This is a genomic window from Janthinobacterium sp. GMG2 (genome assembly GCF_033949445.1).
GTDB classification, from domain to species: domain Bacteria; phylum Pseudomonadota; class Gammaproteobacteria; order Burkholderiales; family Burkholderiaceae_D; genus Janthinobacterium; species Janthinobacterium aestuarii.
Window position 1 is genome coordinate 60,699 of record NZ_JAXAWA010000006.1, and the last position, 20,945, is coordinate 81,643.

20 protein-coding genes are annotated in these 20,945 nt (G+C 59.4%); 7 read left to right on the top strand and 13 right to left on the bottom strand.

Annotated elements, in window-relative coordinates:
• Window positions 1-88: 88 nt before the first annotated feature.
• From SKZ59_RS20775 to SKZ59_RS20785, 3 genes are all read right to left on the bottom strand, one after another.
• Window positions 89-553, bottom strand: a complete 465-nt coding sequence (locus SKZ59_RS20775) for a hypothetical protein (protein ID WP_072452856.1) — start codon at window positions 551-553, stop codon at window positions 89-91.
• A gap of 81 nt (window positions 554-634) precedes the next feature.
• Entirely contained in the window at window positions 635-1,888 is a 1,254-nt protein-coding gene (locus SKZ59_RS20780) for a DEAD/DEAH box helicase (RefSeq protein WP_219327339.1), read from the bottom strand.
• Window positions 1,889-1,968: 80 nt separating this feature from the next.
• A complete protein-coding gene (locus SKZ59_RS20785; RefSeq protein WP_319992824.1) occupies window positions 1,969-3,027 on the bottom strand; it encodes a DUF4105 domain-containing protein in 1,059 nt (352 codons plus the stop codon).
• Window positions 3,028-3,208: 181 nt separating this feature from the next.
• Here SKZ59_RS20785 and SKZ59_RS20790 point away from each other — a divergent pair, with 181 nt between their 5' ends.
• Both SKZ59_RS20790 and SKZ59_RS20795 read left to right on the top strand, forming a co-directional pair.
• A complete protein-coding gene (locus tag SKZ59_RS20790) occupies window positions 3,209-3,919 on the top strand; it encodes a hypothetical protein (protein WP_319992825.1) in 711 nt (236 codons plus the stop codon).
• Window positions 3,920-3,954: 35 nt separating this feature from the next.
• On the top strand, window positions 3,955-4,311 hold the full coding sequence (locus tag SKZ59_RS20795) for a glyoxalase superfamily protein (RefSeq protein ID WP_319992826.1): 357 nt from the start codon (window positions 3,955-3,957) through the stop codon (window positions 4,309-4,311).
• 3 nt (window positions 4,312-4,314) lie between these two features.
• Here the strand turns inward: SKZ59_RS20795 and SKZ59_RS20800 are convergent, their stop codons facing one another.
• A complete protein-coding gene (locus SKZ59_RS20800) occupies window positions 4,315-5,484 on the bottom strand; it encodes a mandelate racemase/muconate lactonizing enzyme family protein (protein WP_319992827.1) in 1,170 nt (389 codons plus the stop codon).
• A 99-nt stretch (window positions 5,485-5,583) separates the two neighbouring features.
• Between SKZ59_RS20800 and SKZ59_RS20805 the strand changes: the two genes are divergently transcribed.
• Both SKZ59_RS20805 and motA read left to right on the top strand, forming a co-directional pair.
• On the top strand, window positions 5,584-6,498 hold the full coding sequence (locus SKZ59_RS20805; RefSeq protein ID WP_319992828.1) for a LysR family transcriptional regulator: 915 nt from the start codon (window positions 5,584-5,586) through the stop codon (window positions 6,496-6,498).
• A 48-nt stretch (window positions 6,499-6,546) separates the two neighbouring features.
• Complete coding sequence (motA, locus tag SKZ59_RS20810; RefSeq protein WP_035820336.1) at window positions 6,547-7,410, top strand: flagellar motor stator protein MotA; 864 nt, start codon at window positions 6,547-6,549, stop codon at window positions 7,408-7,410.
• Window positions 7,411-7,425: 15 nt separating this feature from the next.
• On the opposite strand, the gene SKZ59_RS20815 is transcribed toward motA, so the two are convergent.
• From SKZ59_RS20815 to SKZ59_RS20830, 4 genes are all read right to left on the bottom strand, one after another.
• Window positions 7,426-7,824, bottom strand: coding sequence for a VOC family protein (locus SKZ59_RS20815; protein WP_034749762.1), 399 nt, complete (start codon window positions 7,822-7,824; stop codon window positions 7,426-7,428).
• A gap of 58 nt (window positions 7,825-7,882) precedes the next feature.
• Entirely contained in the window at window positions 7,883-9,325 is a 1,443-nt protein-coding gene (locus tag SKZ59_RS20820) for a PLP-dependent aminotransferase family protein (RefSeq protein ID WP_319992829.1), read from the bottom strand.
• Between the two features lie 9 nt (window positions 9,326-9,334).
• Window positions 9,335-9,919, bottom strand: a complete 585-nt coding sequence (locus SKZ59_RS20825; RefSeq protein ID WP_319992830.1) for a LysE family translocator — start codon at window positions 9,917-9,919, stop codon at window positions 9,335-9,337.
• 399 nt (window positions 9,920-10,318) lie between these two features.
• The gene (locus SKZ59_RS20830; protein WP_319992831.1) at window positions 10,319-12,787 is read right to left on the bottom strand and encodes a TIR domain-containing protein; all 2,469 of its coding nucleotides are present in this window, start codon (window positions 12,785-12,787) and stop codon (window positions 10,319-10,321) included.
• Window positions 12,788-13,517: 730 nt separating this feature from the next.
• On the opposite strand from SKZ59_RS20830, the gene SKZ59_RS20835 reads away from it, so the two are divergent.
• Window positions 13,518-14,867 carry an IS1182 family transposase gene (locus SKZ59_RS20835; protein ID WP_319992832.1) on the top strand — a complete coding sequence of 450 codons (1,350 nt, stop codon included), beginning with the start codon at window positions 13,518-13,520 and terminating at the stop codon, window positions 14,865-14,867.
• A 186-nt stretch (window positions 14,868-15,053) separates the two neighbouring features.
• Here the strand turns inward: SKZ59_RS20835 and SKZ59_RS20840 are convergent, their stop codons facing one another.
• Window positions 15,054-16,898, bottom strand: a complete 1,845-nt coding sequence (locus SKZ59_RS20840; protein WP_319992833.1) for a DUF4153 domain-containing protein — start codon at window positions 16,896-16,898, stop codon at window positions 15,054-15,056.
• A 56-nt stretch (window positions 16,899-16,954) separates the two neighbouring features.
• Window positions 16,955-17,398 carry a hypothetical protein gene (locus SKZ59_RS20845; protein ID WP_319992834.1) on the bottom strand — a complete coding sequence of 148 codons (444 nt, stop codon included), beginning with the start codon at window positions 17,396-17,398 and terminating at the stop codon, window positions 16,955-16,957.
• A gap of 83 nt (window positions 17,399-17,481) precedes the next feature.
• Here SKZ59_RS20845 and SKZ59_RS20850 point away from each other — a divergent pair, with 83 nt between their 5' ends.
• On the top strand, window positions 17,482-17,865 hold the full coding sequence (locus SKZ59_RS20850) for a MerR family transcriptional regulator (RefSeq protein WP_070302076.1): 384 nt from the start codon (window positions 17,482-17,484) through the stop codon (window positions 17,863-17,865).
• Entirely contained in the window at window positions 17,852-18,280 is a 429-nt protein-coding gene (locus SKZ59_RS20855; protein ID WP_072454067.1) for a DUF4952 domain-containing protein, read from the top strand. Before SKZ59_RS20850 ends, SKZ59_RS20855 begins: the two co-directional genes overlap by 14 nt.
• Window positions 18,281-18,337: 57 nt before the next feature.
• Here the strand turns inward: SKZ59_RS20855 and SKZ59_RS20860 are convergent, their stop codons facing one another.
• The 3 genes from SKZ59_RS20860 to SKZ59_RS20870 form a co-directional block, all read right to left on the bottom strand.
• The gene (locus SKZ59_RS20860; protein WP_254671511.1) at window positions 18,338-18,979 is read right to left on the bottom strand and encodes a choice-of-anchor C family PEP-CTERM protein; all 642 of its coding nucleotides are present in this window, start codon (window positions 18,977-18,979) and stop codon (window positions 18,338-18,340) included.
• A gap of 136 nt (window positions 18,980-19,115) precedes the next feature.
• Window positions 19,116-19,610, bottom strand: coding sequence for a ribonuclease E activity regulator RraA (gene rraA / locus SKZ59_RS20865; protein WP_034749787.1), 495 nt, complete (start codon window positions 19,608-19,610; stop codon window positions 19,116-19,118).
• Window positions 19,611-19,642: 32 nt separating this feature from the next.
• Window positions 19,643-20,878 carry an MFS transporter gene (locus tag SKZ59_RS20870; RefSeq protein WP_319992835.1) on the bottom strand — a complete coding sequence of 412 codons (1,236 nt, stop codon included), beginning with the start codon at window positions 20,876-20,878 and terminating at the stop codon, window positions 19,643-19,645.
• Window positions 20,879-20,945: the final 67 nt, after the last annotated feature.

The window sequence follows — 20,945 nt, forward strand, 5'->3', positions numbered from 1 at the left end:
CACGTGACAGTCTTGCGAGTCTTGCGCGGCAGCCAGCTTGCGTTGAAATTATACGACTAAATATTCCCGTATGACACTAATCCGGCACTTATCCGCGCCGCGCCGGACAAGGCGTGTCGCGGTAAAACACAAAGCCGCCCAGGCCGATGGCCTTGGTATCGGCGTTCACGCCATACACCAGCGTGCTCTTGTCCGCCTCAATGCGCAACAGGTTCATATGTTGGACGATTTGCGCGTGCGACAGTTCCAGCGATGGCGTCGGCGCCAGTTGCAAACGCAGTTCGGACGCGGCGCCATCGTACGCCCAGCGGCCCGGGTTGAAAAAGGCGAAACCGCCATCGAAACGCAGGCTGCCATCCTTGAACTGGGTCAGGCAAATGCCGGGAAATTCGCTGGGCGGGTTGTACCAGGTGGCGGCCACGGCGGCATCGGCAGGCGTCTTGCCCGGCATCTGCATGCCGGCTGTGCCATTGTTTCCGCCCAAGCCGGCGCAACCGGCCAGCGCCAGCGCGCAAGCCAGAGCGCCCGCGCGCGTGATGAATATCATGTGCATTGCCGTCCCCTTGCTTTATAGAAACATCATCTTAAAGCGGGACGGCCAGCCGTTCAAGCGGCTAGCGCACATAAGGGGAATTTAATTGCCCTCGGCCGCCTTGGCAGCCGCTTCGCGCAATTTGTCCTTCTTGCTCTTGCGCGCGCCCTTCACGCCGCCGTTCACCGTGTCCGTAACGGGATTCACGGGCGCGGGCAATTCCGTCGGCTCAAAACCGGCCACCACTTCGCGCACGATGCGCAAGTCGTTGCGGTTTTCGATCAGGCGGAAATGCGCTTCCGTGTCGGCCGTCACGAAGCTGATGGCCGTGCCGCTTTCGCCGGCGCGGCCCGTGCGGCCGATGCGGTGCGTGTAGTCGACGGCCGAACGGGGCAAGTCATAGTTGACGACGGCCGGCAAGCCGGCGATGTCGATGCCGCGCGCCGCCACGTCGGTGGCCACCAGCACCTGCAAACGGCAGGCCTTGAAGTCGGCCAGCAGCTGGCTGCGCGTGCCCTGGCTGAATTCACCGTGGAAAGCGCCCACGTGCAGACCCGCGCGCTGCAGCTTGTCGGCCACGTGTTCAGCCGCGTACTTGGTGGCGACGAACACCAGCACGCGCTCCCACTGCTGCTGCAGGATCAGGTAGCGCAGCAGCTGCGTGCGGCGCGGCACGTCGACCGTGATGGCGCGCTGCACGATGTCGGGCTTGTCCTGCGGTTCGGACGCCACCTCGATGCGCACGGGCTCCTTGAGCAGGCTGTCGGCCAGCGCCTGCACGCTGTCGGGGAAGGTGGCCGAGAAGAACAGGTTTTGCCGCTGCTTGGGCAGCAGCGCGAGGATAGCGTTGATCTCCTCGCTGAAACCCATGTCGAGCAAACGGTCGGCCTCGTCGAGCACGCACAGCGACACGCCGCCCAGTTTCACGGCGTTCTGGCGTACCAGATCGAGCAAACGGCCCGGCGTGGCGACGACGATATCGGCGCCGCCACGCAAGTCCATCATCTGCGGATTGATCGACACGCCGCCGAACAGCACGGAAATCTTCAGTTTGATCGGCAGCGGCTTGGCCAGCGCGTGCACCGTCTGCCCCACCTGCGCCGCCAGCTCGCGCGTGGGCACGAGGATCAGCGCGCGCACCTGGCGCGGACCGGAAACGGGCGCCATCAGCGCCTGCAGCAGCGGCAGCGCGTAGGCGGCCGTCTTGCCGGAACCCGTCTGGGCCGCGCCCAGCACGTCGCTGCCGCGCAGGATGGCGGGAATGGCGGCCGCCTGGATGGCCGTCGGCGCGGCATAGCCGGCCTTGTCAACGGCGCGGACCAGGGCGGGAATCAGACCCAGTGAGGAAAATGGCATAGCGGGCCTTCTTTATTCGTAAAGTGAGACCGGCCGCGAAAGGCGGCCGGTCGGATATGGCGACAGTATAAGGCAGACAGCTATTGCTTGGGCATTTGCAGCTTCGGATAACCCGCTTCATCGTAGCCCGGCATGCCGCGGCGGATCGTGTGCGAAAAATCCGCATCGTCGTTGGCCGCCCGCGCGCGCGCCGTGACGTGGCCCCCATCGCGCAGCTGCTGGAAACTCAGGCCTGGCACCAGGCCCTGCACGTCGAACAGGTAGCGGTCCAGGTAGCCCGAGGCCATCAGCCGGTAGTCGAGCGGCAGGCCCGGCACGATGCGGCGCACCATCTCGAAGACGATGGTGGTGCAGTTGGCCGTCAGGGTGTTGTAGAACTGCGGCTTGGCCTTCAGCGATTGCGCTTCGTCCAGGTAGGCGAGGAACAGCGAGCGCATGGCCGCTTTCGGCATCATCACGCGGTACAGATGCATGTCCTCGCCGCGCGCATTCGTGCGCACGCGCAGGATGTCGCGCTCGTCAGCGGCGATCAGGCTCATCTCGAAATGCTTGAAGAAGCCGCCGATGGCGGAAAAACTCTCGCCCTTCTCCTTGCGGATCTCGATGGAGAACGTCAAAAAGCGCCCGTCCGCAAAGCCGAACGAGATCAGCGTATGCGCGATGTAGGGTCCCGTCCAGTACGACAGCGCCGTATCCACCGTGCGCAGTTCGTCGAGGTCGTAGCTGCGCTGCTCCCACTTGACCGTGTAGTCGTCATCGCTGCGCCAGTCGAAATTGCGCACATTGTCCAGGGTGACGAGATTGCCCTTGACCGTACCCGTGACGTTGCGCGCCACGTCGTCGGCCCACACCCTTTCCTGCTTCGGCGTGATGAAACTCCACCACACGAGCAGCAGGATAAAACCGGCCGCATACGGCAGCAGCACGCGCATGTCGCCGCGCATCCACCACAGCGCGATGCTGGCCACGCCCAGCGCAACCCACAGCAAGGCGCCGATGCCTTGCGCCGCCGTGCCGCCGGATAGCTGGTACCACAGCGCCAGCGCGCCCCACAATGCAGTCAACAGGATAATCAGGGAAACGGCCATTTTGCCGAGGGTGGCCAGCACGGAGCGGGCACGCAGTGATAAGAAAGTCATGCCCCGATTATAAGGGCAAGCTCAGGAACAGGTGAGTTCAGGCAAGTTTCGCTGCAACAGGAGGCTGCAGTAAAAGCATTGCTTGCCTGCCAATTTATTTCATGAGAGCATGTTGCCAAATAAAATGTATAGACAAGGCAGCCTGTCACGGCAGCGATACCTTGCCATCCCAGGAGACACCTTGCAGCCCCCTTCCCTCTACGCCCTCGCCGGCAGCCTCAATTCCCTTTTCATCGTCGTCAGCCTGTTTGGCTTGTGGTCGCAGCTGCAAAAAATCTGGCGGCGCAAGCGTGATGCCGGCATCGGCGCCGGCAAGACGACGGACATCCTGTCCATCAACCAATTCACCGTCAGCTTCCTCGCGTATTGCGCCTTCTTCGTGTACGGCTATTCGATCACGCCACTCAACCACTACATCGTCTGGCCCCGTTTGATCGCCTCGCTGATCGCGCTGGGCATCCTGTATGAAATCGACCGCGACCGCCGCAGCCGGGCATCGCGCAACGCGCTGCTGGCCTGCGCGCTGCTGCTGGGCGCGGGTGTGGCGGGATTGCTGTTCGGCCCCACCTTCACCGATGAAAAGCGCGTGATCTCGCAAACCCTGATCGTCGCCGTCACCGTGCTGCTGGCGCAGGGCTATGCGCACCAGATCCGCCTGATCTGGCGCTCGGGCAGGACGGGCGCCGTGTCCCTGAAAATGAGCCAGTTCATCCTGGCGATGGATGCCAGCACCATCTTCTTTGCCTGCGTCATGGGCCTGTCGACGGGCTGGCCCTTGCTGCTGCTGGCCAGCGTCAGCGCCACGACCAAGCTTGCCATCATGTGGCTGTTCCGCTGGGAGAAGACCAGCCCCGCCGCGCATGTGAAACGCCAGGCGCCGGCCTGCGGCTAAAATGAAGGCATCGCCACTTTGCTGAAAGCACCTCCATGCATGCCCCCATCCCCATCCTGCGCAGCTTTTCCGAAGCCAAAGCGCGCGAGTTCTATCTCGATTTCCTCGGTTTTACCCTGGACTGGGAACATCGCTTCGAGCCCACGGCGCCGCTGTACCTGCAGGTGACGCGTGGCGATCTGGTGCTGCACCTGTCCGAACACCACGGCGACGCCACACCGGGCGCGGCGCTGCTGATCCCCGTCGACGATATCGCCGCCCTGCACGCGGAATTGCGCGACAGGGATTATCCGTATGCGCGGCCCGGCATCCGCGACGAGGACTGGGGCCGCATCCTGGAAGTGGCCGACCCGTTCGGCAACCGGCTGCGCTTCTGGCAGCGCAGCGAATAACGTTTACTGCCCGCTCAGGGCGCGCATCTCCGCATACAGGTTCGCCTTGCCCTCGAAGCCGATGCCAACGAGATCCGGCATGGTGATGTGGCCGTTTTCGACCTTGACGCCATCGGGAAAACCGCCGAAGGGCTGGAACAGATCGGGATACGATTCATTGCCGCCCAGGCCCAGCCCGGCCGCGATATTCAGGGACATCTGATGGCCGCCGTGCGGGATGCAGCGGCTGCGCGACCAGCCGTGCTGGTGCAGCATGTCCAGCGTGCGCAGGTATTCCACCAGGCCGTAGCTGAGGGCGCAATCGAACTGCAGCCAGTCGCGGTCGGCGCGCATGCCGCCGTAGCGGATCAGGTTGCGCGCATCCTGCATGGAAAACAGGTTTTCGCCCGTCGCCATCGGCTTGTCGTAATAGCTGCGCAAGGTCGCTTGCAACTCGAAGTCGAGCGGATCGCCCGCCTCTTCATACCAGAACAGATCGTACTGGCGCAGCGCCTTGGCGTAGGCGATCGAGGTATCGAGGTCGAAGCGGCCGTTCGCATCCACGCACAGCTTTTGCCCATCCTGCAGCACTTCCATGATGGCGTCGATGCGGCGCAAGTCGTCATCGAGCGAAGCGCCGCCGATCTTCTTCTTGACCACCGTGTAGCCGCGGTCGATATAGCTGCGCATCTCGTCCTGCAGGGCACTCAAGCTCTGGCCCGGGTAGTAATAGCCGCCCGCCGCATACACGAAGACTTTTTTATCGGGCACTCCCGTGCCATGGCGCTCGGCCAGCAGCTGGAACAGCGGCTTGTTCTCGATCTTCGCCACGGCGTCCCAGATGGCCATGTCGATGGTGCCGATGGCTACCGAGCGCTCGCCGTGGCCACCCGGCTTTTCATTCGTGTACATGCAATCCCACACCTTGTGCGGATCGAGGTTGCCGCCATCATCCGTGACGAGCGAGGCAGGATCGGCGTCGAGGATGCGGGGAATGAAACGCTCGCGCATCAGCATGCCCTGGCCGTAGCGGCCGTTCGAATTGAAGCTGTAGCCGACGACGGGCTTGCCGTCGCGCATCACGTCCGTGACGACGGCTACCAGGCTCAGGGTCATCTTGCTGAAATCGATGTAGGCGTTGCGGATGGGGGAAGAGATGGGAATGGTCTTTTCGCGGATTTCAACGATTTTCATGCGGGTCTCCTGTGGGTGAAAACAATGACGCCAGCTTAACCGCGATAGTCAGTCGTATAATCGATATTAATTTAAACCATTCTTCACTTGAAGTTAATAATGAAAAGCGACGCCACGACGGAAATGGCCTTCTTTGTACTGCTGGCCAAGCTGGGCAGCCTGTCGGCCACGGCGCGCGAGCTGGGCATCACGCCACCCGCCGTCAGCAAGCGATTGGCGCTGATGGAACAGCGCCTGGGCGTGCGTTTGCTGAACCGCAGCACGCGGCGCATCAGCCTGACGGGCGATGGCGAAAGCTATCTGCAACAGGCGCGGCAGATTCTCGACGATATCCGCGCCATGGAAGAGTCCCTGGCCAGCGGCAGCGCGGAACCGAAAGGCTTGTTGCGCGTAAATGCCACCCTGGGTTTCGGCCGCACGGTGATCGCGCCATTGCTGTCGCAATTCGCGCTGCGCCACCCGCAGCTGGAAGTGCAGCTGCAACTGACGGACAGCCCCATCAACCTGGTCGAGCAGGCCTACGACCTGGGCATCCGCTTCGGCGACTTGCCCGACACGCGTTTGTCGGCACGGCGCATCATGTCGAACCGGCGCTTCCTGTGCGCTTCGCCCGCCTACCTGCAGGCGCACGGCACGCCGCAAACGCCGGACGACCTGGCGCGGCACCGCTGCATCGTGCACCGGCAGAATGACGACGCCTACGGCATCTGGCGCTTGAGCCGTGGCCGCGCCACCCACACGGTCAAGGTGCGCGGCACGGTGGCCAGCAACGATGGCGACGTGGTGCTCGGCTGGGCCCTGGACGGCCACGGCATCCTGCTGCGCTCGGAATGGGACCTGGCCCGCTACCTCGACAGCGGCCGCCTGCGCGTGTTGCTGGAAGACTATGCGCTGGCGCCGGCCGACCTGTACGCCTACTACCCGAGCCGCCACCAGCTGCCCGCCAAAGTGCGCGCTTTTATCAATTTTCTCATCGAGCAGTTGCAGCCGGACTCGGCCAATACAGGGAAATAGGGTTACACTACAATATTGCGATATGGCAATAATATGAAGGAGTAGGTTTTGCTAGTCATACTCGGATTTCTCGTCGTGCTGTTTTCCGTCTTCGGCGGTTTCGCCATGCAGGGCGGTCACCTGGGCGCCCTGTTCCAGCCGCTGGAACTGCTGATGATCGGCGGCGCCGCGCTGGGCACCTTCTTTGTCGGCAATGACGCCAAGGCCATCCGCGCCACGTTCGCCGCCCTGCCCACCCTGTTCCACGGCTCGCAATACACGAAGGCGCGCTATATGGAACTGATGGGGCTGATGTATGAAATCCTCAGCAAGATCCGCAAGGAAGGCTTGATGTCGGTCGAGGACGATATCGACGACCCGTACCGCAGCGCCATCTTCGTGAAATACCCGTACACGCTCGGCGACGAGCACATCCTCGAATTCATCACCGATTATTTGCGCCTGATGGTGTCGGGCAATATGGACGCGTACCAGATCGAAAACCTGATGGATAACGAGATCGAAACGCACCATGAAGATGCGGAAATGCCGATCCAGACGATTTCGCAGCTGGCCGACGCCATGCCCGCCTTCGGCATCGTGGCCGCCGTCATGGGCGTCGTGCACACGATGGCCTCCGTCGGCTTGCCGCCGGCCGAGCTGGGCGTGCTGATCGCGCAGGCGCTCGTCGGCACTTTCATCGGCATCTTGCTGGCCTACGGTTTTATCGCGCCCCTGGCCAGCTTGCTGCGCCGCAAGCATCATGAAACGGCGAAGATGTACCAGTGCGTGAAAGTGACGTTACTGGCCAGCCTGAACGGCTACGCCCCGGCCCTGGCCGTGGAATTCGGCCGCAAGGTCATCTCCGCCACGGAACGCCCGTCGTTCAGCGAACTGGAAAACCACGTGCGCCAGGTGCGCACGAAGAACTGATTCCAGCGGTTCGCGTCAGGCTTCCGGCGCCGTCCAGACCAGGTTCCACAGGTGGCCATCGATATCCTCGAAGCCCTGGTCATACATGAAGCCATGGTCCTCGGGCGGATGCGGTATGCGGCCACCGGCGGCCTGGGCCTTGGCGATCAGGCTGTCCACCTCTTCCCGGCTTTCGCAACTGAGGCAAATGACGACTTCATTGGTTTCCCTGGCATTCGCCAGCGGCTTGTCGATCAGCGACTGGAAGAACGGTTCCGTCGTCAGCATGGCCTGGATGCTGCCTTCGACGATATTCATGAATGCCGCGTTCTCGCCGCTGAAGCGGGGATCGAAGGTAAAGCCGAGAGCGGAAAAGAAGGCCTTGGACTTATCCAGGTCCTTCACGGGCAGGTTGAGAATGATCTGTTTGTGCATGGCGCTTCCTTGCTCACACGTTGACGAAAAAATCGTCCCTCCAGAATACCAATAAAAACTAAAGGAAGGCGCGGGCAAGGCTGGAGCGCGCGCCTGCCACGGCGCGCAGGCGTTCTTCAAGGTAGGCGCTCACGCGCGGATGCTGGCTGAAGGCGACGTTGAAGCGGATATGCTGGTCGGGCGTGTCGTTGGCCGAGAACGCGGCGCCGCGCATCAGCAGGATCTTGTTGCGGTAGGCGTCCTGCACCAGCAAGTCCACGTCCAGCCCCTCGGGCATGCTGCCCCACAGGAAAATGCCTGCGTCGCCGGGCTGCTCGAACAGCACGCCGGCCGCGCTCAGCTGCCGCGTGCTGGCGTTGCGCGCCACCATGATCTTGCGTTGCAGCCGCTCCAGGTGCTTGCGCAGGTTGCCGGCCTTGAGCACTTCCAGCAGCACGTATTCGTTCAGCGCAGGCAAGGTCATGATGGCGTGGATCTTGGTACGCATCAGCAGCTTGAGCAGAGCCGGCGCCGCGGCCAGGTAGCCCATGCGCAGGGCCGGGCTCAGCGCCTTGCACAGACTCGAATAGTAGATCACGCCGTCGAGTCCGGACAGCGATGCCAGCCGCGTGCTGTGCCCCTGCTGGAAATGGCCGTGCACGTCGTCTTCGGCGATCAGGCAGCCGTACTGCTGCGCCATGATCAGCACCTTGTGCAGGTTGGCGGCGCTGCTGCTCCAGCCGGTGGGGTTGTGCAAAGCCGTCTGCATGAACAGCAGGCGCGGACGGTGCGCGCGGCAGGCGGCGTCCAGTTCGTCCAGGTCGAGGCCATCGGGGCGGCGCTTGATGGGCACCAGGCGCACGCCGTCCTGGCGCAGCCTGCCGAACATCAGGAAGTATCCGGGGTCTTCCACCAGCACCGTATCGCCGGGCTGCAGAAACGTGCGGCAGATCAGATCGATGGCATGCGTGCCGCCGAAAGTGGTGAGGATGTGGCTGGCGTCCGCGGCGATGCCGATGCCGCGCAACAGCAGCGCGATCTGCTCGCGCAGTTCGGCCAGCCCCTGCGGCGGACAGCGCGAAGCCATGCCGGCCGCGCTGCGCGCCAGGCCACGCTGCACGGCGGCCGCCGGCAGCGCATCCTGCAGCCACGTGGGCGGCAAGGCGCCGCTGCTGGCCAGCAGCACGCCCGGCCGCTGGTCGTTCACTTGCTGGCTCAGCCAAACCGGCTCCTGCTCCTGGCCCGCTTCCAGCGCCACCTCGTCGGGAACGGCGCGGCTGGCGTCGGTGGGGGCGCAGACGAAAAAACCCGTCGTGCCGTGCGTATCGATGACGCCTGCGGCCACCAGCCTGTCATACGCCACCACCACGGTGTTGGTGCTCACCGCGAGCTGCGTGGCAAGCTGGCGGATCGACGGCAGCCTCGTCCCGCCAGGCAGGACGCGTTGCGCGATCTGCTGGCGCAATGCGGCCTCGATCTGCTTGAACAGGGCGATGGGCGAGGAGCGGTCGATGGCGAACATGGTGGCAGTCTAGCGTAAAAACGTCACGGCGAGGACCAGCAGGATGGCGCCCATCGCCAGATTGAAGATGCGCTGGTTGCGGGGCGCTTTCAGCACGCTGCGGATCGAGACGCCGAACAGCGCCCACATGGCGTTGCACGGCATGCCCACCACGGTGCCGATCACGGACACGAGCAGCGCGCTGGCGAGCATATTGCCCTGCGCAGGCATGAAGACCGACGCCATGGTGACCGCCTTGAGCCAGCTCTTCGGGTTCAGCGCCTGAAACAGCGCCGCCTGCGCAAACGACACGGCCTTCGGTGCGCCGGCCCCCGCCACCGAGGCGCCGGCAAGTTTCCAGGCCAAAAACATCAGGTACAGCGCGCCCGCAATCCGCAACACCTGCTGCGCCATCGGGTATGCAACGAACACGCTGCCCAGTCCCACGCACATGAGCATGGTCTGCACGAAGATGCCAACCTGGATGCCGAGGATCACCGGCAGCGCACCGCGATAGCCGAAATTGGCGCCGGTGGTAGCCAGCATGACGTTGTTCGGCCCCGGCGTGGCGGACATCACAAAGCAATAGCTCATCAGGGGCAGCAGTTCGGTCATGGCAGGCAGTCGCAGCGTGGAGAAGGCCCCAGTCTAGAAGCGCGGCACGGCAGGGACAAGACACAAGGCGCCGCGTACAAGCACATGCTGTATCAGTCCAACGACTGCTACAGCGGGGATGCAGGCCGCTCCGCATGGATCAACTTCAGAAACGTCGTTTCATCTGTTACCGCTGCAAGCTGTTCGTGCATGTCACCCCTCTCCGCCCGTACGGCGAGGGATGACTAGCTCTTGCTTGAGCGCGGCAAGAGTCTCTGTTGGGCAGGAGATAAACAGGTCAGACCCGATCTCGTCGTTGGATCAAACAGCAACGAGATCGCACACCAGGAATCTGGCAAGCCTCATAGGCCCTGCCACGCCCAATCGCGTTCTCATCTGCCAAGAACTATGAATCAGCACTTAGCCACCGGTTTTTCGTTTTACCGGAAATTGCCTTGCAAGATATTGACAGCACAACTCAGTAAAATTCTCTTTATTTTCATCCAATATTTTTTCCGCCTCCGGGTAATTTTCACTTAATACCAAATGCTCAATATGAATTCTGGCGATCTCAATTTTGGCAAGAGCATTCTTCTTCTCCTTAATGTATTTTCTCAATTCGCCCAGCAACTCATCGTATTGATAGTTTTTATTTTTTAAGGAGAGCGTATTTAGCAGCGCAGTTTTTGCAGAGATTGGCAAATTTCGCCTATTTTTAAAAAGCTCCTCCAAAGAAATCAAATCATTATCAATAATTACGTCACGGATTTTTGAGCGGGAAAAATAGAATGAAGTTCCATCCCTCTGGTCTGCAGCACGTAGCTCATCTAAACATTTATCAATATCGGGTATGGTTGCATGCCTACGCTCTATACGATAACGATCGAGAAGAATCATTGCCCATATATCCAATATGTATGGATTTCCAATAGCTAGTTGATGAGCCTTTTGAACGTACGCATACGCTTGCGCATACTCCTTTTCAAATGCGTATATATATGCCAATTCACGGTATAGATGGTGGTCGGCATATCTATCTTTTATTTTTTTAAACCACATCAAGGCGCTTCGCAGATTACCTTGAATTCGATATTTAAAACCGTGTCCGAAGTTATAGATTGCATCTATGTGATCGCTTCGCTTGAATTTCCTATATTCTTTTTCAAAATAGACAAAGTCACTTTCCTCCTCTTTTCTGACGGCTGAGAGACCTATTAGACGCCACGCCTCTACTTTTCCGGAATCACTCAATTTGTCCGATTGCTCATAAGCAGACTTGGCAAGGGAAAGAGATTTATCATAATCCTGAACGTCATATCTCCTTCTGGCCGCTTTTATCTGCTGAATGGGCATGATCAAATTAGATAGATAGCTCTCTATCGGTTTTCCATCAATAATGTGTTCAATTATTCTTGAGTTAAGAAGTTGAATAGATACGAAGCTATCTTCTTTAATTGTGTCGTATGCGGAAAGTAAAATTTTTCTAGGTGCGGCTAAAGCTTCCCGGTTGCGACTAGCCAAACCGGAGGCGTAGCGCTGCACATAAATAGCTAGGCTATAGTCACCGGCATTTCTCAACAGTAATCCAGCGTCTTGGAGCGCTGATGTGGCCTCGCCAAAGTCTTTCCAAGACTCGGAAATAAGGTTTATTTCTTCGTATGACAATATGTCGGTTTCAGCGATAAAAGCGACTGCAAGCTCTCTATTTTTGTCCCCGTTAATAAAGTCAGCGAGAAGCATCTGCACTTGCTCATTTATTAATTTAACAATATTATTGTGAGTCTTGTTAGGCTTGTAATTAGGGTTCCGACGTAAGTAATTGGCCACCATAGTTATCAGTCCAGGATGGCCAACGATACTATTTTCTATTAACTGTTGCTCACTCTTGCTAGGGAGCTCTATCTTATGCTTTTTAATTAACACTCTAAAAAGATGAACCGACCATTTCTCCTCCAACGGCTCCACACCAACGAAAACCCCATTATTAATTGTTCCACCATTATAGAACCTCGTTGACAAGAACAGTAGATATGGGTAATGACTTAGTTCGAGATTATTAATAAGATCAAGAAACCAAGGTTGCGGTACTCCCTCCTCATTTAAGATGGCGGGACCAGCGTCAAGAATAAGCACTTGATTAAATTTTGTGGTTATGCGAAATATTAATATCGCCAGTTCTTTTGCTTTTTCTTTAGGCGAGAGCTTCGCAAGCCTATCCATTTCTTCTCTAAGTTCGCTGGCCCTCCAATTCGCGCTATAGGCTAGAGCTTTTCTGTAAATATCAATGACGCCATCAGTAATATCCACCTTTATTTTTATTTTATTTCTACCAATGCCTGGATAATATGATTTATATACAGCATCAGCAAGTGTCTTGCGTCCAATTCCATTAGGTCCGGAAAAATAAAGGAAGGCTGGCTCAACATCAAGGTCCGACAACTGAGAAACTATTTCCCTCTCCTCCTCAGCACGCCCCCAGCAAGAATCATCGTCGTTTGAGGCCGATTGAATCTCATCAAGAATTCTTAGCGCCACATGGTGTGGGGACGGAGGACAAGAAATGACATAGCGCCCCATCCATGCGGGAAGGCTATCCCAGCTTGTATCGTCTAGTACAAAAACCATAATCTGGCGAATTTGCCATTTTATTTTGAGCTCTTGTGCCAAATCCAGTTCTGAACTGACCCATTTAGAGGATAATGCCGATTTGGATAGAAATAATACATATATTTCGGAATTTTCCAATCCCTCTCGAATTTGCAACGCAAGATCCGAATTTTTTTTAAAAGTATCCTTATCATAAACACACCGCCCACTACCCAATTCATTAAAAACTCTCTCAACAAAATCCTTGTCAAAACTGTTGTGCGATAAGAATGCTTTAGCCAAAATAACCTCACCAAAAAAAATTGAATTGCGAAAGTTTTTGAAAATTCTCGACGAAATCTAAAACGACTTCTTGCGAGGTCTAAGAACAATTAAATCACTAATCTCATCTCAGTCCGGTTTTTGGTCGGCATAGGCCTGTCAATAATTGCCGCTATTGTGTGTAGTCAAAATCACATTAATCTGAGGTCGAGTAAATCGCTTTTCTGGTGAGGGGAAGCGTATCTCATCTGAATAGAACTCGCAGCGTCAAATGCCTGAAAGACGGAGAGCAGCACGTCAGTGATTGCTACATTTTGCGCGGCGTATGCGAATAAGACATTTGCCAGATATCACCGGCCTCATAGCTCACGCTACCGGCAGCATATCCCCTGGCTAGCTCAAGAGCACAGTTTTCCAGTCGCTGAGCCGTCGGCTCCGCTGATATTTCACAATAGAGCGCAATGTCTGCCAACGACATTTGTCTTGTTGCCGCCTCTCGAATCAAGTCTAGAAACTCCATATTCCTCAAATAGTTGACGGCTTGCACGTGAGCGTCGGCTTATGGCCGGTTGAACGGCTGCTTCTGGACGATCAAGGCACCAGAGCATAGCGGATTGCCAAGCAGAAAAACTCACAAATTGTCACGCTACCGCGAATGACCGCTTTTGGCCTATTACGTTGAAAAACTCCAGTTGAGCACGCGATCTTCACGATTTGCCACTGTCTAAGCAAAGAAAAGACGGAGGCTGCAATGATGGGACGTCAGGAAACCAAGCGGGAGCTGTTCGTCTTGATTAGTCTAAACGAATACGTTCCCGAAGACCATCTACTGAGAGCGGTGGACCAGTACCTCGACCTGAGCGAGTTTCGGGAGAGCTTGGCTCAATCGTACAGCCATACTGGTCGGCCATCAGTTGATCCCGAGCTCATGGCCCGCATGCTGATCATTGGCTACTGCTACGGTATACGTTCCGAGCGGAGACTGTGCGAAGAAGTCGGCATGAATCTGGCGTACCGCTGGTTTTGCCGGTTGGGCCTGAAGGACAAGGTGCCGGATCACTCAAGTTTTTCCAAAAATAGACACGGCCGCTTTCGCGATCACGATGTATTTCGCCAGCTATTCGATTCGGTTCTTCGACGTTGCATGGCAGAAGGCCTGGTACAGGGCGAAGGGTTTGCAAACGACGCCAGCATGATCAAGGCTGACGCCCAGCGGCAACGTTCCTGTTCAGGCGATTCCGCTATTGATTGGGGTGATCCTGAGCAGGCAAGTCGACCGGTGCGAGAGTATCTGGCAGCTCTGGACCAAGTTAATCCGGTGCCGCCAAAAAGAATCTCGCTGACGGATCCGTCTGCAACCTGGACTGCCGCTGCAGGGCCGGCTATTTTTGCCTACTCAACAAATTACCTGATCGATTTGAAAGCGGGAATGATTGTCGATGTCGAGGCATCCGCAGTGAGCAAGATAGCCGAGGTCGAAGCGACCAAAACGATGATCAACCGGGTTGAGGAGAAATTTGCTATCAAGCCACAGCGATTGGTGGGCGATACGAATTATGGTGTTGCTGCAATGCTGGGATGGCTGGTTGATGAAAAGAAGATCGCCCCGCACGTCCCTGTATGGGATAAATCCGAACATCACGACGGCGCTTTCAGCCGTACCGATTTCATGTTCGATAGTGAAAACAATCGTTATGTTTGCCCTGCTGGCAAGTACTTGAAACCCGCTCAGCGTAGCCAGCAGAAAAACCCATTTCGCTATCGAGCCAGCCTGTATGACTGCCAGGCCTGCCAGCTCAAATTAAAATGCTGTCCCAATATGGACATCCGTAAGATCGACCGTAGCCCGCATGAACCTGCACGCGACGTGGCAAGGGCCATTGGCAAGACAGACGCTTATCGGCAATCGCGTAGAGAACGGAAAAAGATCGAGATGCTATTTGCCCACCTCAAACGCATCCTTAAACTCGGCCAATTGCGCTTGCGCGGCCCCAGCGGCGCCCACGATGAGTTTCTGCTGGCGGCGACGGCGCAAAATCTGCGGAGAATGGCCAAAAAGCTGCTGCCGCCAAGACAGAGCGTGAAACTCGTGATGCGTTAAGCGAGCCCAGCAACGTCACTGCATACAATTTTCCTGTACATTTATTGCATTGTGACAGGTCTTGGCCAATAGTTTTTCAACACAATAGGCCAATACCGCACAGCCGGAATAATTCAGTGCACGAAGTTACTGCCTTCGGCGCAAGCAAGAGGTTCTGTCCGGCGCTGCAAGCCCTCTTCCTACGATTTACGGAGTCGGCTCCGTCTCATCCGGGCAGGCGACCTCATCCTCTGGCGTATATAAGGTCATCGGCACACGCTGGCCGTCGATTTCCAGTTCGCGCACTTTCGGCGGCACCAGCTGGAACTCGCCCGCCTGCAGCTTCTCGCGCAGGGGTTTGCAGCGCAGGGCATCGGTGGGGATTTGTCCGCGCGCGGTCCAGCTGCCGTCTTCCTTTTCCGCCAGCAACACCGACGAGGCGCGCGGGTCATTGCTGATCAGCAGCACGTCCTGCTTGCCATCGCCGTCGAAATCGAGCAGATACGCGTCGCACTGCGGCCCTGCCCGTTTCAGGCAGGCCGGCAGGCGCCAGGCCGGGCCGACCTGCGTCCAGTCCTGACGCAGGAAACTCTCCGGCAACTTCGCCGTGGCCGGGCGCAGGGTCAGGTTGATCGACACGTCGCTGAGAGCGCCCGTCTCGTCGAGGCGGTTCTGGCGCTTGAGCATGGCGTCGGCGCGGGCCCGCACGATGGCCGCGTCCGGGCCCGCCGTGCGCGTCTTGAGTTCCTGCAAGGCCGCCTGGCCATAGCGGGCGCCCTGGAAGCGCAGGTATTCGAAATCGAACTTGTCCACGTCTATCTTACCGCTGTTCAGGCGCGCCATCTGGCTGGCCACGGAAATGCGCGCCGGGTCGGCCAGCGGCGAGAACAGCGCGAACAGCGCCAGCAGGGTAACAAAGGCGGTGGCCACGTTGACGTTGGCGATCAGGTGCAGCCAGTCGCCATACTTGCTGGCCGCCCAGGCGTAACCGGCGGCGTAGCAGGTGGCGATCAAGAGGCAGGCGGCAGCGATCAGGCGGTCGGAAGTCCAGCCATGCGACATCACGCGCAAGGTCAGCGCATAGATGGCGATGCCCACCACCCACGGCAACAGCAGACAGGCCAGACGTGTGCCCAGGCGGATGCCGCGCGCCACGCCATGGCCGACTTCGCCATTCTGGAAGGCGGCATTGATCAGCACCACCAGCACGCCGGCCATGCCCAGCAGCACGGACGCCGCATGGCGCGTGGCCCACAGGCGCTCGAAGCCGATGAAAGGCAAGGTCAGCAGGAAACCGGAGACGAGCACGGCGGCGATAGGCATCAGCCACGACAGCAGCACCAGCAGCAAGGTGCGGATGCCGCGCACGATGGAGGGGCGCACGTCCGTGATGTGGATGGCGAACGAAAACGCGAAGCAGATGACGGGAATCACGAACCAGGCCTGGCCCAGCAGTTTTTTCAGGAAACTCAGTTTGATGAGCAGGAACAATTGTCCGCCCAGCCACAGCACCAGCCACAGGCCCAGCACGAACAGCAGGGAAAACAGCAGCTGGATGCCGAGCTTCCAGGCGATTTCAAAATAGGTCGGATAGCGGGCGATGCGCTGGCCATCCTGAGCGCTGGCCAGCACCAGCGCGTGGGCGATATAAAAACCGACGACGCAAAAACCGAACAGCTGCGCGGAAATGACGCGCAGCGGTGCGCCCGGCTTGTAGTTGCCCCAGATCACATGCTCGGCGCCGCGCGCCACGTCATGCCAGGCCAACACAGCCATCACGACGGCGGCGCCCGCCATCCACAGGGCGATGCGCTTGACCGACATATGGCCCAGGCTGGACACCAGCAGAATGGGCAGCAGCAGGCTGATCAGCATCAGCGGCGCCAGCAGATAGGCTTCCGTGGCGGGCCAGACTTTAGCTTGCGCCGTGCTGTACAGCCAGTACAGCAGCACGCCTTGCAGCAGGCCCGTCACCAGGCGCGTCACCGCGATGCGCGGCGCCACCACCGGATCGAGCAACGCCATGTTTTTTCCAGCGGCATCCTGCTGCATAATTATTTCCTTAATAGTCGTTTATTGCTGTAAAGCACGGCCATTATTGCATTTCGTTATCGCCATCTCAACAACGATTCGTGCGCGCACCCTGCCGGCGCGCCCTCGCTGCGGCGCAATGGCAAGCTTTGCGCGAGGCCCCAGGCCAGTTCAGGCACGAAGAACAGCCACAGCAGGGGCTGGCCCGTCGTGAACAGCGCCCACGCCATCCACGTGGAAAACAGGTAGCGCGCTGCCGCGTCATAGCGGCCGAAGCGCGGCTGCGGGTCCAGCATGCGCAGCACGGACCAGACCATCACCACGCTGCCAAACAAGCTGCTGATGAGCAGATGAAACGGACCAAAGACGGGCAGCGGCAGGCCGCCCAGGCTCACGTTGATGGCGCTCAAGTGCTCGTGCAGCAGCAAAAACGTCCACGGCGTGGCAAACGGGGCCGTCATGAGCACATCATAAATGGCGCTGGCGCGCACCACGCGGCGGAAAGCGAAAACGGACAACATGGGAACTCCTGTGTATGGAAAGCGCCCATGATCAGGGTTGGAGTACACTCCATGGTCAAGCATTTTATGAAAGAAAAATCACCATGCAGATCGGCGAGATGGCGCAGGCGACGGGCTTGAGCCGCGATACCCTGCGCTTTTATGAAAAGCGGGGCTTGCTGCGCGCACGGCGCGGCGCGAATGGCTACCGCGACTACCCGCCCGAGGCGGCCGACTGGCTGCGCTACCTGCGCACGGCGCAACAGCTGGGCTTTACCTTGGCCGAAATCGAGGCCGACATGCCGCTGCTGGCGGCCGCCGGCGATCCCGCCACGGCGGACCTGCTGCGCGCGGCGCTGGCGCGCAAGCTGGGTGAAATCGATGCGCGCATCGCCGGATTGACGCAGTTGCGCGGCGAACTGGTGCTGCGTATGGGGCCGGCAGCTGCAGCGTGTCCGTTGCGGGGAGATGCCGATGCCAGTCACTAAACTCGCTACACTGCTGCCGTGGCTATTCCTGCTGGGCGCTGGCGGCGCGCAGGGTGCCGGGCTGGCCTGCAGCGACTTCCTGTCCCAGCTGGGCAAGAAGCCCGCGTATCTCGTCTACCAGGGTTGCCAGCAAAACACGGAACGCCAGGACCAGCCGTTCGAGGCCCGCTATGCAGTGGACGGCAAGCATGCGCAACAGGCGGAAGCGTATCTGCGGCGCGCGTACGGCTTGCCCAAGCTTAAGCGCTATTGCTGCGCCTGGGACAGCACGCCCCACTCCTGGCGCGACCGCCGCACGGGCTACGGCTATGTGCTGCTGATGGCCACGGGCGAAACCTTGGTCAGGACGCGCGCAGACTGGCCGCGGATCGAGCGCTTTGTCGTGCAGGTGGACGGCTACGCACAAGACCCTTGACGTAAAAAAACCGCCTGTGCATGGCAGCAGGCGGTTTGATCTCGGACAAAATCAGACTTACTTGGCGGCCTTGCGGCGGCGCAGGAAACCCATCAGGCCCAGGCCCGCCAGCAGCATGGCGTAGGTTTCCGGTTCCGGTACGGCGGCCATCACGGCCACGTTGTCGATCACGGCGCCCGAGTAATTGTCGAACGGCGTGCCGGCCTGGGCGGCGCTGGCAAACGACAGGGTCGCCAGGCCGCTGGAAGCAGCCGTGAAGCTCAAGGTGTTGCTGTACAAGGTGTTCGAGGCGGCAGCCGTCGAGTAGAAATTACCTGCCACGCCACCAAAATTGACGGCCACGCCCTGGCCGGCAGGGCCGCCGGAATTGCGCGCCATGTCAAAGCTCAGGTTGTACGTCTGGCCGGCAACGACATTGAAACTTTGCGACAGGAAACCCGGACCAGGCGTGCCCAGCATGTCGATGCTGTAGCCGTCGATAGCGTTATAGGCATTGCGGATCAGGTCGACCGAGGAAGCGCCCACCGTCCAGCCGCCGATGGCCGAGGAACCGCCATTGACAACATGATAGCCACTGGAAAAGGTATAGCCGGGCGCGACCGATTCAAAATCGCCATTCGTGATCAGGTTGACGGGGCTGGCGCTGGCGGTGCCGGCGGCGAACAGGGCAACAACTGCTGCGATGGTGGCGATTTTCATGATCTGATTTCCTTGCCTTATAGGCATTAAAGTTTCCTTAAGTGAAATCATATCTCAGCCATGATAAAAATCAAAGAACTTTGCAAAAATATATTTAATGTAGATAATTTGCAACGTCTTCAGGTGCACTGCGCCGTCAATCGAGTTCCTGCCGCGCCACCAGGATGCCGTCCGCATCGGCGTAGATCCAGTCACCCGGATGCACGGCCACGCCGCTGACCTGCACGCGCACATCGCGCTGGCCGGCGCCCGTCTTGTTGCTCTTGCGCGGATGCGTGGCCAGGGCGCGCACGCCGATCTGGCAGACATTGATTTCCTCGCTGTCGCGGATGCAGCCATCGACGACGATGCCGGCCCAGCCGTTGCTTTCGGCCAGCACGCCCAGCTGGCCGCCCACCAGCGCGCGGCGCAGGCTGCCGCCGCCATCGATCACCAGCACGTGGCCCTGGCCCGGCGTTTCCAGGGTGCTGCGCACGAGCGCGTTGTCCTCGAACACTTGCAAGGTGGTGGCGGGGCCGCTGAAACGCACGCGCTGGCCGAAAGCGCGGTACACGGGCGGCAGCACGGCCAGGGTGCCGTCGTCGAGCATGGCCGCATAGTCGTCGCACAGGTCGGTGGTCGCAAAGGTCATGGGGATTCCTTTCGTGGCTGATGGCAACGATTCTATGCCTTTTGCAACGCCGCGGCACGTGTTTTGCCGCCCACCCCCACGGCCGTGGCAATCGCCAGCGCCTGGAACAGGCCGATGAACACGAACAGCAGGGCCGGATGGTCGCCATCCATCAGCGCGCCAAAGAACAGAGGGCCGACGGCCAGGCCGCTGTCGAGGCCCGAATACACGACGCCATACACGCGCCCGGTGGCATTCTTCGGCGCCGCCGCGCGTATCATCAGGTCGCGCGACGGCCCCGCCACGCCCGACGTCAGGCCGATGGCGCCCATCAGCACCACCGCGCCCCAGGCAGGCACGGCGGCCATGGACAGCAGCACGGCCAGCAGCGCGGCGGCGGAAAAGGCGATCGCCACGTTGCGGTCCGGCTGCTTGCTGCGCGCACCCACCACGCCGCCGGCCAGCATGCCCACGGCCGAGGCCAGCATATAGGCCGTGTAGGCGCTGGTGGCCAGCGCCAGGCTCATGCCGTACAGCTTGACGAGGGCCACGCTGGCAAAGCTCTGGATGCCGCCCAGGGCGATGGCGGTAATGAAGAAGAAGGCAAAGCACATCCACACGGCCGGCAAACGCAGAAAGTCCAAGGTGCCCTCGCCGCCCGCCGCCTGGCCCGGTGCGGCCTTCTTGACAGGCTCGGGACGGATGGCGTGGCGGTTCAGGAACAGGATCAGCAGCACGCCGAACGGCAGCACGGCCGCGCACTGCAGCGCGATCCGCCAGTCATAATGGGTGGCAACGTACGTCATGAACAGCGGTGCCAGGGCCCAGCCGATGTTGCCGCTGATGCCATGCACGGAAAAGCCGTAGGCCACGCGGGCCGCCGACACGCGCTGGTTGAGGATGGTGTAATCGGCCGGATGGAACACGCTGTTGCCCATGCCGGCCAGCATGGCGCCCAGCATCAGCGCCGCATAGCTGTGCGCGGTGGACAGGGCCAGCGCCGACACGCCCAGCAGAAAAATACCGGAAAACAGCACGGCGCGGGCGCCGAAGCGGTCGACGACAAAGCCGGCCAGCGCCTGCCCCACGCCCGAGATGATGAAGAACACCGTCATCAGCAAGCCCAGCTCCGCATACGACAGGTCGAAGGCCGGTTTCAGCCAGACGAACAGGGCCGCAAGGATCAGATGGTAGAAGTGCGACACGCCATGCGCCAGCCCCACGAAGGCAATGACGCGCGCATCGCTGCGCAAGGTGGGAAGTTCGGATGCCGAGTTAGTTGTTATCATGTCATACCCTGTCTTATACTGGTGAAGCTCAAGTGTATGCAAAATACCATCGTCTGTTTTCCGACAG